The 14,064-nt window shown below is 64.5% G+C and carries 13 protein-coding genes; 10 read left to right on the top strand and 3 right to left on the bottom strand.

Translation table 11 applies throughout. The annotated features are described in order from the left end of the window. Positions 1–86: 86 nt before the first annotated feature. The 5 genes from lysS (at position 87) to LCW13_RS15780 (ending at position 4,406) form a co-directional block, all read left to right on the top strand. A complete protein-coding gene (gene lysS / locus LCW13_RS15800; RefSeq protein WP_043336301.1) occupies positions 87–1,625 on the top strand; it encodes a lysine--tRNA ligase in 1,539 nt (512 codons plus the stop codon). A 367-nt stretch (positions 1,626–1,992) separates the two neighbouring features. After that, positions 1,993–2,376, top strand: coding sequence for a hypothetical protein (locus LCW13_RS15795; RefSeq protein ID WP_043336300.1), 384 nt, complete (start codon positions 1,993–1,995; stop codon positions 2,374–2,376). Positions 2,377–2,605: 229 nt separating this feature from the next. After that, positions 2,606–2,917, top strand: coding sequence for a BolA family protein (locus LCW13_RS15790; RefSeq protein WP_043336297.1), 312 nt, complete (start codon positions 2,606–2,608; stop codon positions 2,915–2,917). 2 nt (positions 2,918–2,919) lie between these two features. Further along, entirely contained in the window at positions 2,920–3,891 is a 972-nt protein-coding gene (locus LCW13_RS15785) for a hypothetical protein (protein WP_225347362.1), read from the top strand. Further along, entirely contained in the window at positions 3,888–4,406 is a 519-nt protein-coding gene (locus tag LCW13_RS15780) for a GNAT family N-acetyltransferase (RefSeq protein ID WP_225347361.1), read from the top strand. The genes LCW13_RS15785 and LCW13_RS15780 overlap by 4 nt, the downstream gene beginning before the upstream one ends. A 193-nt stretch (positions 4,407–4,599) precedes the next feature. On the opposite strand, the gene zapB is transcribed toward LCW13_RS15780, so the two are convergent. Both zapB and rsmD read right to left on the bottom strand, forming a co-directional pair. Continuing rightward, the gene (gene zapB / locus LCW13_RS15775) at positions 4,600–4,860 is read right to left on the bottom strand and encodes a cell division protein ZapB (RefSeq protein WP_225347360.1); all 261 of its coding nucleotides are present in this window, start codon (positions 4,858–4,860) and stop codon (positions 4,600–4,602) included. 182 nt (positions 4,861–5,042) lie between these two features. Continuing rightward, positions 5,043–5,717: a 16S rRNA (guanine(966)-N(2))-methyltransferase RsmD gene (gene rsmD, locus LCW13_RS15770; protein ID WP_225347359.1), complete on the bottom strand. Its 675-nt coding sequence runs from the start codon at positions 5,715–5,717 to the stop codon at positions 5,043–5,045. Positions 5,718–6,168: 451 nt separating this feature from the next. Here rsmD and ftsY point away from each other — a divergent pair, with 451 nt between their 5' ends. From ftsY to LCW13_RS15745, 5 genes are all read left to right on the top strand, one after another. Continuing rightward, the gene (gene ftsY, locus LCW13_RS15765) at positions 6,169–7,584 is read left to right on the top strand and encodes a signal recognition particle-docking protein FtsY (protein ID WP_404813692.1); all 1,416 of its coding nucleotides are present in this window, start codon (positions 6,169–6,171) and stop codon (positions 7,582–7,584) included. Continuing rightward, positions 7,581–8,249 carry a cell division ATP-binding protein FtsE gene (ftsE, locus tag LCW13_RS15760; protein ID WP_043336289.1) on the top strand — a complete coding sequence of 223 codons (669 nt, stop codon included), beginning with the start codon at positions 7,581–7,583 and terminating at the stop codon, positions 8,247–8,249. The genes ftsY and ftsE overlap by 4 nt, the downstream gene beginning before the upstream one ends. Continuing rightward, positions 8,246–9,328, top strand: coding sequence for a permease-like cell division protein FtsX (gene ftsX / locus LCW13_RS15755; protein ID WP_225347357.1), 1,083 nt, complete (start codon positions 8,246–8,248; stop codon positions 9,326–9,328). Before ftsE ends, ftsX begins: the two co-directional genes overlap by 4 nt. A gap of 258 nt (positions 9,329–9,586) precedes the next feature. After that, positions 9,587–10,462, top strand: a complete 876-nt coding sequence (gene rpoH, locus LCW13_RS15750; RefSeq protein ID WP_043336284.1) for an RNA polymerase sigma factor RpoH — start codon at positions 9,587–9,589, stop codon at positions 10,460–10,462. 195 nt (positions 10,463–10,657) lie between these two features. Beyond that, the gene (locus LCW13_RS15745) at positions 10,658–13,288 is read left to right on the top strand and encodes a putative bifunctional diguanylate cyclase/phosphodiesterase (RefSeq protein WP_225347356.1); all 2,631 of its coding nucleotides are present in this window, start codon (positions 10,658–10,660) and stop codon (positions 13,286–13,288) included. A 142-nt stretch (positions 13,289–13,430) separates the two neighbouring features. Here LCW13_RS15745 and slmA read toward each other — a convergent pair whose 3' ends face one another. Next, positions 13,431–14,048, bottom strand: a complete 618-nt coding sequence (slmA, locus tag LCW13_RS15740) for a nucleoid occlusion factor SlmA (RefSeq protein WP_043336281.1) — start codon at positions 14,046–14,048, stop codon at positions 13,431–13,433. Positions 14,049–14,064 lie beyond the last annotated feature (16 nt).

Below are 14,064 nucleotides of genomic sequence, written 5' to 3'. Positions count from 1 at the left end.
GTCAGCCCTGATGGTCACAATCGTCAGGCTGACCATGATCTGTCGTGGCCCAGGCCATGACCCTTTGACACGAGACAGGCCCCTCCATGTCGACAGAGCAGACCCCCGCCATTGATGAGCAGCAGGCCGCCGAACAGGCTCAGGAAGAGAACCGCCTGATCGCCGAACGTCGCGCCAAGCTGAACGCCCGCCGCGAGCAGGCCGCCGCCGAAGGCAAGAGTGCCTTCCCGAATGATTTCCGTCGTGACAGCCTCGCCGCTGACCTGATGGAAGAGCTGGGCGAGAAGGACAAGGCCGAGCTGGAGACGCTGGACCGCAAGGCCGCCGTCGCCGGGCGTATCATGCGCAAACGTGGCCCCTTCATCGTGCTGCAGGAAGTCTCCGGCCAGATTCAGCTCTACGTCGACAAGAAGGGCCTGCCGGAAGCGCTGCTCGAGGACATCAAGAGCTGGGATATCGGTGACATCGTCGGTGCCAGTGGTCCGGTGCACAAATCCGGCAAGGGCGATCTGTACGTCATGATCGAAAGCGCCCAGCTGATGACCAAGAACCTGCGCCCGCTGCCGGACAAGTTCCACGGTCTGTCCGATCAGGAAATGCGCTATCGCCAGCGTTATGTCGACCTGATCATGAACGAGCAGTCACGCCGCACCTTCGCGCTGCGTGCCGGCATCGTCGCCTCCATCCGTCGCTTCCTCAGCGAGCGCGGCTTCATGGAAGTCGAGACGCCGATGCTGCAGCAGATTCCGGGTGGCGCGACCGCGCGTCCGTTCATCACGCACCACAATGCGCTGGACATGGAAATGTACCTGCGCATCGCGCCGGAGCTGTACCTCAAGCGTCTGGTGGTGGGTGGCTTCGAGCGCGTGTTCGAGATCAACCGCAACTTCCGCAACGAAGGGCTGTCGACGCGTCACAACCCCGAGTTCACCATGCTCGAGTTCTACTGGGCCTACGCGGACTACCGTGACCTGATCGCGCTCACCGAAGACATGATCCGCACCGCGGCCCAGGAAGTGCTCGGCACCACGCAGATCACCTGTCAGGGCAGCGAGTACGACCTGAGCCAGCCGTTCATCCAGATGACCATGCGCGAGTCGATCATCAAGTACGGCGATGGCATCACCGAAGCCGACCTGGCCGATTACGACGCCGCGCGCGCCACGGCCGAGCGTCTCGGTATCCAGGTCAAGCCGATCTGGGGGCTGGGCAAGCTCGAGACCGAGATCTTCGAGGAAGTCGCCGAGCACCGTCTCGACCAGCCGACCTTCATCACCGAATATCCGGCCGAAGTCAGCCCGCTGGCGCGTCGCAACGATGCCAACCCGCACGTGACCGATCGCTTCGAGTTCTTCGTCGGTGGCCGCGAGATCGCCAATGGCTTCTCGGAGCTCAACGACGCCGAAGATCAGGCCGAGCGCTTCCAGGCCCAGGTGGCCGAGAAGGACGCCGGTGATGATGAGGCCATGTTCTACGACGCCGACTACGTGCGCGCGCTGGAATACGGCATGCCGCCGACCGCCGGTGAAGGCATCGGCATCGACCGTCTGGTGATGCTGCTGACCGACAGCGCCTCCATCCGCGACGTGCTGCTGTTCCCGGCGATGCGTCCGCAGCAGGGCTGAGCAGTCGGCCGCCAGCCCGTCACGATGGCGCATAATGACGCGCCATCGTGACGGGCCACGCTGAGGGCACCCACAACGCCTCCGATCCCTGATCGGGGGCGTTGTGGTCTCTGGCTCACACGAATGACTGACGACGAGTGCCTCGCGGGGCATGATCGGTGCCGATGAGGCAAGGTGGCGCTTGGCTTTGTTGCCCGCGAGCGGCCATAATGGTCGGCGTCCAGTCTGCTGGCGCCCTGGCACTGCCAGGGTAACGCGCTGGACGCCTCGAGGCTCACCCGCATCGCGTGCCTGCTTTATGAGCGGCGCTGCCATCCACGGTGTGTCCTGTCTCGGAATTGTCCCTGAATGTCCTGGAGAGTGCAGAATGAAGCTGCTTAACCGTTCCGCCCTGAGCGTCAAGCCGACCCAGGCGTTTGTCGACTGGATCAACTCGCTGGAATCCGAAGGCGAGGGAGGCGAGGATCTGGCGCTGGAGGATGTCAATCAGGAGAGCACCGTCTACCTGATTCCCGAGATGGACACGCGTGAGGCGCTGGATGGCTTCGTCTCCGAGCGCTGGCTGGACGTGCTGGAAAGCGAGCTGCGCGCCTGGGAAGAAGATACCCGTCATTGGCCGGAGCCGATGGACAAGGCACTCTTCGAGCGCTTCCTGACTGTCGAGCACAGCTATCTGGCGGTCGACCTGGACGACGAGGCACCGCTGGAAGTCAGCGAAGTCGATGACGAGCTGCTGGCCGATCTGGACTGAATCTCCGGTGTGATCGCGCCGATTGCCAGACGCGTGATGAACGCCGTCGCCGTACTTTCCGCAAGAGCCGCCAGCAAGCGCCGTCAGCAATGACTGTCAGTGATGGCGACAGACGCTACAATGGCCTCGGGCAAAATGCCCGAGGCCATTTGCGTTGTGGCGATCGCATCGTCACCCTCATTTTTCCGCATGTCCGTCGTGCGGCTTCCCCCCTTCAAGGAGATTGCGCATGAGCATCCAGACCCAGATAGACACCAAGCTCGCGACGCTTGACCCGTTGATGGTCGAAGTCGTCAACGAGAGCCATATGCATAGCGTGCCGGCCAACTCCGAGACCCACTTTAAGGTCACGCTGGTCAGCGATCGCTTCAGCGGCCTGTCGCGGGTCAAGCGTCACCAGCAGCTGTATGCCTTGCTCAGCGAAGAGCTGGATGGCCCGGTGCACGCACTGGCGCTGCACCTGTACACCGCGCAGGAGTGGGCGGCACGCGGCGGCGAGATTCCGGATTCCCCCAACTGTCTGGGCGGCGGCAAGCACTGACCATGACCCCTGAACCACAACGCCTGCAATATCTGGACGCGATGGGACTGACCGCCTGGGTCGGTCGCTATCAGCTGCCCAATGCCTTGCCCACCCAGGCGTGTGACTGGCCCGAGCCGCAAGCGGCGGAGGCGGTCGCGCCTCAGGCGCGCCTGCACGCGCTGATCGATGAGACGCCGCGTCCGCCTGCTGCCCACCAGACGGCGGATGCCAGCCATGGCTCCTCCACTCAGGCTGGCGGCATGGCCGGCAGCGCGACGCCACGCCCGCCAGGGCCTTCTCCGGCCTCGAGTGCACGCGCCTTGCTGGGCATGGCGCCGGCGGCGGTCGAAGCCCCCGCTGCGGCTGCCTCGCCGACGCCCGGCGCTGCCGAGACCAGCAGCACGGCCTCTTGGGGGACGCCGCCGACGCAGGTCTCGGCCGAGGCACCGGCAGCAGATGAGGCAGTGACGCCGCCAGCAGCAGACAAGCCGCCACTGCGCTTCAGCGTTCAGCTGGCGGCGCTGGAAGGGCGCTGGTTGATCATGCTGCCCGGTGACGAGGCACCGCATCTGGAAGGGGAAGCCTTGCTCAAGGCGTTGTGGCGCGCCGCCGGTATCGAGGCGGCATCAGGGCTTTCCTTCAGCCATTTCCGCTGGCCGTTGTTGCCCAACCTCAAGGCCAGTGCGCCACTCGAGGAAGCCCGCGAAGGATTGCATGCCTTCCTGAGTGGCCCGGCGCGTCGTGGTTGGCAGCCGGAGCGGCTGTTGATCTTCGGCAGCGATGAGGCCAGCGAGACGCTGCGCGAGGTGCTCGGTATCACCGCTTCCCAGCGCGGCGAGGCGACCTCCAGTCTGCTGAGCCTGCCGGTCTGGCAGGGACCGGCGCTGTCGGCGCTGGCGCGCTCCAGTGACGCCAAGCGCAAACTGTGGCCGCTGTTGATCCGCTGGGGGCGCGAGTGGCAGTCGGCATCGCCGCAGACGGACGCCTCATGAGCGAGTCAGCTGCCCGGCGCCTCGAGCTGCGTGAGCTGGCCGATGATCAAGCGACTCTGCTGGCGCTTGAGGCCATCGAGGCCAGCCAGGCACATGGCCTGAGCCAGTCACAGCTGATCGAGGTGCTCAACGATGACGCGCGCTGCGTGCTGGGCGCCTGGTGGCAGGCCTGTGAATCGTCGGGCGGTGAGGCGTCGACTGCAGAACTGATCGGCTTCGTGGTGCTGGCGCGCGGGCCCTTCGAGGCCGAGATCGAGGCGATCACCGTGCACGCCGCGCAGCGCGGGCAGGGCGTCGGTGCACGCCTTTTGGCCGCCGCCATCGCGCAGGCGCGTGACTGGCAACGTGACTCGGGACTTGAGCGTCTGCTGCTGGAGGTGCGCGCCAGCAATGCCGCCGCCGCAGCCCTCTATGCGAAAGCCGGTTTCACCCGGGATGGAGTGCGCAAGGGCTACTATCCGCTGGCGGATGGCGGGCGAGAAGATGCCTGGCTCATGTCGCTGCCGCTGGTGTGATCCTGGCCCTTCTGTCTTGGGCTCCGGCATCGCTCTGGTGCTGGTGCCGACACGAAAACGCCGCCGACAGTCTCCTGTCGGCGGCGTTTTCATGAGGCCCTGCTCATGAACTCTTGTTCAAGCGCTCCTGTTCAAGAGCCAGTGTTCAAGAGTGCATGTTCACGCGGCCCAGCGCGCAGGACGCGCGGGAGCATCAGGCGCTCTGGGTTTCGCTCTCGGTCTCGCTGAAGCGAGCGACCAGCGCTTCCAGACGCTGTGCCCACTGGTCACGCTCTTCCTGCAGTTGAGTGTTGGTCTGGCGCAGCTGCTCCAGCTCTTCGCCCTGGCCTGTCTTGGCTTCGGTCAGGCGCTGGTTCTCTTCCTTCAGCTCTTCGACTTCCATCTTCAGCATCTCGATGCTGTCGATGGCCTGGCCGACTTTCTGCTCAAGTTGGGTAAAGAGTTCGGTGCTCATGCTATCTCCTTGTCGAGTCACGGTCGTGGCCCGAGGGGGTTCGTTGAGGGCGGTAAAGGTATGCGGTAAATGCTGGTGCGATGAATATCGGCCATGTCGGGAATCCTTGCCGGATGGCGCAGCGATACCCGCCTGCAGGCAGACTACGACGCCGCCTGAGTCGACACAAGTGGGAAGGTGGCTCAGGCGGGCGGATGGCGCCGATACAGGCGGCCATGACTGTCGCCGGCACGGCTTTCCCGGTGCAGCTGCCAGTTGGCGGGCACCACGGGGTCGAGACCGGATTCCACTTCCAGATAGATCATGGCGTCATCGCTCAGCCAGCCATGCGCTTCGAGCAGTGCGCAGCTCGCGGCGGCCAGCTCGAGCCGGAAGGGCGGGTCGAGCAGCACCAGGTCCATGCCGCCCGCGGCGGGAGCGGCCGTCTCGAGCCAGTGCAGGACATCGCCGGTCACCACCTGTGTTGGCAGGCTGTCGCCGTTGGCGAGGGTCGCGAGATTGGCCTCGAGCGCACGCGCGACGCGGCTGTCGCGCTCCACGAAGGTGACATGCGCCGCCTCACGCGACAGCGCCTCGAGGCCCAGCGCGCCGCTGCCGGCATAGAGGTCAAGCACGCGGGCGCCGCCGACATGAAAGCCCAGCCAGTTGTAGAGCGTCTCACGCACGCGGTCGGGCGTCGGGCGCAGGCCCGGTGCGTCGATCACGTTGAGCAGGCGGCGCTTGAAGCGCCCGCCGATGATGCGCAGGCGACCTGGCCCGCCGGCGGCCTGGCCACGCTTGCCGCTCTGTTTGTCAGCGCGCGAGGGCGCGTTGGATTTGCCCCGTGCGGGGCCTTGGGAGGATGCGCGTTTTTTCATGCCGCGAGTCTAGCATGTGCGACGCCGGATGCCGCGCGGTGCGTACCTTCAGCCCCGAAGGGATGGTAGGATGACGCCACTTTCACGAGTTCAGGACTGTCTCGCCATGTTCGGTTTTTTCAAGCGCAAGAAACACAAGGCTCAGGAGCAGAAAGCCTCCGAGCAGCAGGCCCTCGAGCAACAGGCTCTTGAACAGACACAAGACGCCACGCCCCACGAGCAAGCCGATGCCGAGCAGGCAGCGCGGCTCGAGGCGAAGCGTCTCGAGGCCGAGAAGGTAGAGGCAGAGCGCCTTGCCGGTGAAGAGGCGGCTCGGGTCGAGGCTCAGAAGGCCGAAGAGCAGCAGGCCGAGGCTCAGAAGCTCGAAGAGCAGAAGGCCGAAGCTGAAGCCGAGCGCCGCGCCTCTGAACAGGCGGCTGCCGATCAGGCCGCCAAGGCCGAAGCCGAGCGCATCGCGCAGGAACGCGCAGCGCAGGAGCAGGCCGCTCAGGAACAGGCCGCCCGAGACGAAGCGGAGCGCATCGCCCAGGAGCAGGCCGCTGCAGAACGCGTCGCCGCCGAAAAGGCCGCCCGGGAAGAGGCGGAACGTCTGGCTGCCGAGCAGGCCGCCCAGGCAGAGGCCGAGCGCATCGCTGCCGAACAGGCCGCTCAGGCCCGTGCGGAAGAAGCCGCCAGTGAAGCGCGTGCCGAAGAGGCGCGTATCGCGGCTCGCGAGGAAGAAGAGCGTCAGGCCGCCGCGCAGCTGGCCGCCATCGAGGCCGAAGAGCAGGCCGCGCTGGAACAGGCTCGCCAGGAAGAAGAAGCACGTGCCGCCGAGGCTGCCGCCGCTGGCGCAGACGTCGTGGTCGAGGATGACGCTGCGCGTGATACGGCCCGCGATGGTCGGGAAAAGCCGCGTCGTGGCTTCTTCGCGCGCATCAAGGCAGGTCTTGGCAAGACACGCGCCAATCTGACCGAGGGCGTCGCCAGCCTGTTCCTCGGCAAGAAGCAGATCGATGACGAGCTGATGGAAGACCTCGAGACCCAGCTGCTGATGGCAGACGTGGGCATCGAGGCGACCACCGAGATCATCGACAACCTGACCGCGCGTATCTCGCGCAAGGAATTGAAGGAGCCGCAGGCGCTCTACGAAGCGCTGCAGGAAGAGCTGCGCGTGATGCTGGCGCCGGTCGCCAAGGACCTGGAGCTGCCGCCCAAGGGCAGCGGTCCCTTCGTGATCCTGATGATCGGCGTCAACGGCGTCGGCAAGACCACCACCATCGGCAAGCTGGCCAAGCGCTATCAGAGCCAGGGCCGCAGCGTGATGCTGGCGGCGGGCGATACCTTCCGCGCCGCGGCGGTGGAGCAGCTCAAGGTGTGGGGCGAGCGCAACAAGGTGCCGGTCATCGCTCAGCATACCGGCGCCGACAGTGCCTCGGTCATCTATGACGCCCTGGAAGCCGCCAAGGCGCGTAACGTCGATATCCTGATCGCCGATACCGCGGGCCGCCTGCACAACAAGAGCCACCTGATGGAAGAGCTCAAGAAGGTGCAGCGCGTGATGGCCAAGCTGGATGTGTCCGCGCCCCACGAGGTGATGCTGGTGCTGGATGCCGGTACCGGCCAGAACGCGCTGTCACAGGCCTCCACCTTCCATGAAGCGGTCAACATCACGGGCCTTACGCTGACCAAGCTGGATGGGACCGCCAAGGGCGGCATCATCTTCGCGCTGGCCAAGCAGCTCAATCTGCCGATCCGCTATATCGGTGTCGGGGAAGGTGTCGATGACCTGCGTCCCTTCGCGGCTGATGACTTCGTCAGTGCCCTGTTTGCACGTGCTGGCGATGAGGCAAGCGAAGAGGCCAACGCCGAGTCGCGCGAGGCATGATTGCCTTCGAGCATGTCGGCAAGCGCTATGGAGGGCGCTTCGATGCACTGGCCGGGCTCGACTTCAGGGTCGAGCGTGGCGAGATGGTCTTTCTGACAGGCCATTCCGGTGCCGGCAAGAGCTCGTTGCTCAAGCTGATCATGCTCCTCGAGCGCCCCTCGCGTGGGCGCATTCTGGTGGCGGGGCACGATATCGGGCGACTGCATACCTCCCAGGTGCCGTATTACCGCCGCCAGATCGGCGTGGTCTTCCAGGACCACCAGCTGCTGACCGACCGCAACATCTTCCACAACGTGGCCCTGCCGCTGATGATCCAGGGGGTTCCGCCGCGTGAACAGGCGCGGCGGGTGCGGGCGGCGCTCGACAAGGTCGGCCTTCTGCATCGTGAGAAGGCGCTGCCGATCGAGCTGTCCGGTGGTGAGCAGCAGCGGGTCGGCATCGCGCGCGCCGTGGTCAACAAGCCCGCGCTGCTGCTGGCTGATGAGCCGACCGGCAATCTGGATCCGGCACTGTCCGCCGACATCATGCGTCTGTTCGAGGACTTCAATCGCATCGGTACCACGGTGATGATTGCCAGCCACGATCTGGCGCTGATTGCCCGCCTGCACCATCGCACGCTGGAGCTGTCCGATGGTCGTCTGATCGCCGACAAGGATGCCCGATGAGCCCCCCGCGTTCCCGCAACGAGTCTCCCTCTTCTTCACGCGAGCGTGGCCAGCCCCGCGCCGAGACGCGTACCCGCAAGGCCGCCGCGCAGGCGCCTGAATCACCGGAGGCCGCCGAGCGTGCGGCGCGCAAGGGTGCGCGCTCCAGTCGTGTCTCGGTCGAGAGCCGCTACCGCAGCTGGCTGCGTCATCACGCTGCCATGGCGCGCGACAGCGCACGCCGCCTGCTGGTCGCGCCCATCGCCAGCCTGCTGACCATGCTGGCCATCGCCATCGCACTGACGTTGCCGGCGGCGCTGTGGCTGGCACTGGACAGCGCACGCCTGCTCGACAATGAGCTCAATGACAGCGCCCAGCTCACCCTCTATCTCGAGACCTCGGTCGACGAGAGCCAGGCGCTGACGCTGTCGGACTCGCTGCGCGATGCCGCCGGTGTCGGGGGAGTGCGCCTGATCACCGCCGCCGAGGGCATGCAGGAATTCGCCCAGGCGCTGGACCTCAAGCGCTCGCTGAGTCTGCTGGATGACAACCCCCTGCCGGCCAGCATCGTCATCACGCCGCTGGACACCACGCCGGAGTCCGTCCGCGCCCTGGCCACGCGCCTCGAGGGCGAGCCGGGTGTCGCCAGCGCACGTCTGGATCTGGCCTGGCTCGAGCGTCTGCGCCAATTGGGTGAGCTGGGTCAGAAAGTGACGCTGGGACTCGCGTTACTCTTCGGGCTGGGCGTGTTGCTGGTGGTGGGCAATACCATCCGCCTGTCCGTGGAGAGTCGCCGCCAGGAGATCGAGGTCGTGACCCTGATCGGGGCGACCCACGCCTTCGTGCGGCGTCCCTTCCTCTACAGCGGTGCCTGGTACGGTCTGGGAGGAGGGCTGCTGGCCTGCGGAATCCTGGCACTTGGCGGCAACTGGCTGGCGGCACCCGTGACGGCCCTTGTACAAAGTTATGGCGGCAACTATGTGTTGCCCGCGCTGGGCGTTGCAGGGGGTGCCACGCTGCTGTTTTCGAGTACAATATTGGGCTGGATAGGGGCCTGGATCGCGGTCGGACGTCATCTGGCGAGTATTTCTCCGCGCTGATTCCGATTATTTTTCGCGGTTTTCAGCCAGTATTTCTGCCCAGGAAGGTCAAAAGTTACGTTCCGACAACATTCCTGTCGGGCGTCAGTGAAGGGGGCTGGTGGGCGGTTAAACGCACCACACACCCGACAGCGTTACGAAGTGCTACTCGTCATGACAATTGTACACGCCATGTACAGCTATTGACGGGAACCTGTCCCACCCTTCACAGTCTCACTACTTGCATGCGTGTTAGGCAACCATGGAGACATCTGCACTATGAGCACCAGTCTTCAGCCACTTGGCCACCTGTCACCGGGTCAAGATCTAAACGGCTATATTCAGTCGGTGAACCGTATCGCTGTGCTTACTGCCGAAGAAGAGCATGAGCTGGCCCTGCGGTTGCATGAAGAGAATCATCTGGAGTCGGCCCGCCGACTCGTCATGTCGCACCTGCGCTTTGTCGTGCATATCGCGCGCAGCTACAGCGGCTATGGCTTGCAGCAGGCGGACCTGATCCAGGAAGGTAACGTCGGCCTGATGAAGGCGGTCAAGCGTTTCGACCCGCATCAGGGCGTACGCCTCGTCTCCTTTGCCGTGCATTGGATCAAGGCCGAGATTCACGAGTTCGTGCTGCGCAACTGGCGCATCGTGAAGGTCGCGACCACCAAGGCTCAGCGCAAGCTGTTCTTCAACCTGCGTGGCGCCAAGAAGCGTCTTGCCTGGTTGAACAACGATGAAGTGGATGCCATCGCGGGCGATCTGGACGTCAAACCTGCCGTAGTGCGTGAGATGGAAAGCCGTCTCTCCGCCCATGATGCAGGCTTCGACGCCGGCCCCAGCGACGACGAGAGCTCTGCCTATCAGGCGCCGGCCAACTATCTGGAAGATCACAGCCTCGATCCGGCTGCCCAGGTGGAACAGCAGGACCTGGAAGACGATTCCCACGGTCGTCTGCTCAAGGCGCTGGCGGCACTGGATGAGCGCTCACGCGACATCCTCCAGCAGCGTTGGCTGAGCGACAACAAGTCGACTCTGCACGAGCTTGCTGACATCTATGGCGTCTCTGCCGAGCGTATCCGTCAGCTCGAGAAGAACGCGATGAAGAAGCTGCGTGAATCGATGGGTGACATGAGCGAAGGCTTCGCTGCCTGAGCTTGATGACCCCATGACATGAGCCCGCGATTTTCAGGCTCGCTGTCACGTGAAAATGCCCCGCCGGGTTTCCCGGCGGGGCATTTTCGTTGAGGGAGAGTGGATCCCGAGGAATCCGTCGTTATTGGTTGAACACTGCAACACAATGTTTCATTCTGTCACACTAAGACATGAAACATTTCTACTGGTGACCCCGTGGACCCGACCTCCCCGCACGTCAATGGCACGCATTCGCTGTGGCGAATCTTTGGGCTCAATGCAGCCTTGATGGTGGTATTGGGTGGCCTGTTTCTGGCCAGCCAATGGTTTGATGTGCGTGAACAGGAAATGCGTCGCCTGGAGCTGCTGGATACCCAGCTGCATATCTCCACCGAGCAGCTGATCGCCAATGTCTCGCGCGAGATGATGGTGCTGGAGCGCGTGTTGAGCAGCGAAGGCAAGGAGCTGTGGCGTGGCTCGCTGGATAGCGCGCTGGGCCGTCATCCCTCTCTGGTCTCGCTGATGGTGGTGCCGTTTGCCGATTACCGCGGCAGCAGCCTGCGTCAGATCGGCGTGGGGCGCAGTTGCAGCTGGCAGCTGACCCAGCCGGAAGCCCAGGCGCTGCCCGGGCGCAGCAGCCTGCTGTTCGGCTCGGCACTGCCGCTGGCATCCGGTCAGCCGGGCTTGCCGTTCTACCGTCACATGGATATCGAAGGCATGTCCTGGTTGCTGATCGGCTGCCTGGATTTCTCCGAGTCACGCAGCCTGCTGGCCAACCCGAATTCCGATGATGGGCAGCGCCTGCGCCTGTTTTCCACCAACGGTCTGCTGCTGTTCTCGAGCCCCCAGGAGCATGCGCTGGGCGTGACCGGCAAGCTGCCGCTGTCCTCGATGGCCAACATGGGCAAGTACATCTCCGAGCGTGGTGTGCGTCGCTATCATGTGCCGGGCTTTGACGGCCGGCCGCGCATGGCGGCGGGCAGCTATATCGCACCGCTCAAGCTGTTCAGCGTCGTGAGTCAGCCACTCTCCAGCCTGTGGTGGCTGTGGTGGAATCGTATCTGGTTCGGCATGCTGCTCGGCGGCATCTTCCTGGTCGTGCTGGTGGTCGTGGTGGCGCGTGCCGAGCGCAAGCGCGCTGAGCGCCACGATGAGCTGGAGGGCGCACTCGAGTCGATGACGGCGCGCTCTCGCACCCTGGTGACGCTGATGGATAACCTGCCGGGCGTGGTGTATCGCATCGAGGTCAACACCGGTGTGCTGACCTTCATCAGCAACGGCTCGGCCGAGCTGTTCGGTCGCTCGGCCGAATCACTGGTCGGCGCCGGCATCACCCTGACCGAGCTGATCCATCAGGAAGACCGCCAGTCCGTCAGCGCCGCTCGCCACTGGGCGATGTGCGCGCAGATGCGCCATGAGCAGGTCTTCCGCATCATCGCTGACCATGAGCGTTGGGTGCTGGACCGCAGCGTGATGATCGAGGGCGAGGATGGCGTGCGCTACTGGGAAGGCCTGCTGCTCGACATCAGTGCGCACAAGGAATCCGAGCGTCAGCTCGATTTCCTGGCGCGCCATGACGCCCTGACGGGGCTCTATAACCGCAAGGCCTTCATGGCGGCGGCCGACGAGCGCGTCGCGGCGGGTGGCTTGATGATCTACGCCGATATCGACCGTTTCTCGACCGTCAATGATGGTCTGGGCCATGAAGCCGGTGACCAGCTGCTGGTCGCGGTCGGCGAGCGTCTGCGTCGTCTGCTGCCACCGGGTGGTCTGGTGGCACGTCTGGGGGCCGATGAGTTCGGTCTCTACCTGCCGCATGGCAATGATGATCCGGCGCAGGTGGTGGAAGAGATCCAGCAGAAGGTCGAGCGTCCCTTCACGATTCTGGGGCGCCCGCTGATCGTCAGCCTGACCGCCGGCTATGTGCTGTCCGAGACCAATGGCGATGCCCAGGCGCTGATGCTGAATGCCGATGTGGCGCTCTATCACGCCAAGTCGCGCGGCGATCATGCGCTGCGCTGGGAGTCCTCGCTGGACAAGCATGTCGCCTCGCGCATGACGCTGGAGCAGGATCTGCGTCAGGCCATCGGCAGCGAGCAGCTCTATCTGCATTACCAGCCGCAGCTGGATAGCCACGGTGAGCTGCAGGGTGTCGAGGCGCTGCTGCGCTGGCAGCATCCGGAGCTGGGCATGATCTCGCCGGCCCAGTTCATTCCGCTGGCCGAAGAGACCGGTCTGATCTTCCGTCTCGGACGGTTCGTGCTCGAGGAAGCCTGTGCCCAGATGGTGCGCTGGCAGGACGCCGGCCTTCACATGCCGCGCATGGCGGTCAATCTGTCGGCGCGCCAGCTGACCTCGGGCTACGAGAACGAAGTCTTTGGCGTGCTGGAAAGCCAGAAGCTGTCGCCGACGCGGCTGGAAGTCGAGGTGACCGAGACGCTGCTGATCCAGGACATGGAAGGGGGGCTTGCGGTGCTCGGCGCGCTGCGTGAGCTGGGCGTGCGTGTGGCGCTGGATGACTTCGGGCAGGGCTATTCGTCGCTGTCCTATCTGTCATCCCTGCCGCTGGATGTGCTCAAGGTCGACCGCAGCTTCGTGATGAAGATGGATGCTGTCGCCGGCTCTGACGGTGGTATCCGCTGCCCCAATCAGCAGGCCATCCAGCTGGTCGGTGCCGTGATCAGCCTGGGGCACTCGCTGGGCCATGAGATCGTCGCCGAGGGAGTCGAGACGGACGTGCAGTTCGAGGAGCTCAAGCGGCTGGGTTGCGACACCTATCAGGGCTACCTGCTGGCGCGGCCGATGTCCGCCGAGGCCATACTGGAGCGCTTCAGCGTCAACGCCTGAGGTGCCGTCCGTGCAGTCCGACCCCATCCCACCCCACCCGGTGGTGACATGAGAAGGCCTGACCCAGAAAGAACGCCCCGCCTGCAATGACTGCAGGCGGGGCGTTCTTTTTGGTGTGGCGCATGCGCGCGAGACAAACCCCTCAGACGGCAATGCGCTCCTGACTGCTCAGCAGCAGGTCGCGGCTCAGCAGCTGCCACTGGTCTTCCCAGTGCTCGGTCGGGCGCTTGCGATAGTCGCTGCGCACGTACTGGCCGATACGACCTTCCGCACACGCCAGCAGCAGGTTGGCCGCTGCCGTGACGGTGATGGCCGGTCGCAGTCCTTCGCGAGGCTCGGCTTCGCGCAGTACCTGCTTGATCTGCGTCTCGAGGCGCTCGAACAGCTGCGCCATGCGCGTGCGCAGGCGTGCCGTCTCGCCGGTGAGGGCATCACCATTGAGGAGGCGACACAGCCCCGGATTCTTCTCGGCAAAGCCCAGCAGCAGGCTCAGGATGTGATGCACCCTGGCATGCGCGGTGTCGTTGTCCTGAATGATCAGCGCGATACGCTCGAACAGCGTGCTCTCGATGAATTCGATCAGTCCTTCGAACATGCGTGCCTTGCTGGGGAAGTGACGATAGAGCGCCGCCTCCGAGACACCGACCTGTCGTGCCAGTGCTGCAGTCGTGATGCGTTTGCCGCTGTCCTCTTCCAGCATCAGAGCGAGTGCCTGGAGGATCTGTTCGCGACGTGATTGTTTTGGATTCGCCTGCGTCATGGAATCTTGTCGTTTA

The sequence above is a fragment of the Cobetia amphilecti genome (assembly GCF_020217465.1).
Lineage (GTDB): Bacteria > Pseudomonadota > Gammaproteobacteria > Pseudomonadales > Halomonadaceae > Cobetia > Cobetia amphilecti.
Note: the sequence above shows the minus strand (reverse complement) of the source record. Positions and strands in the feature narration are given on the sequence as shown.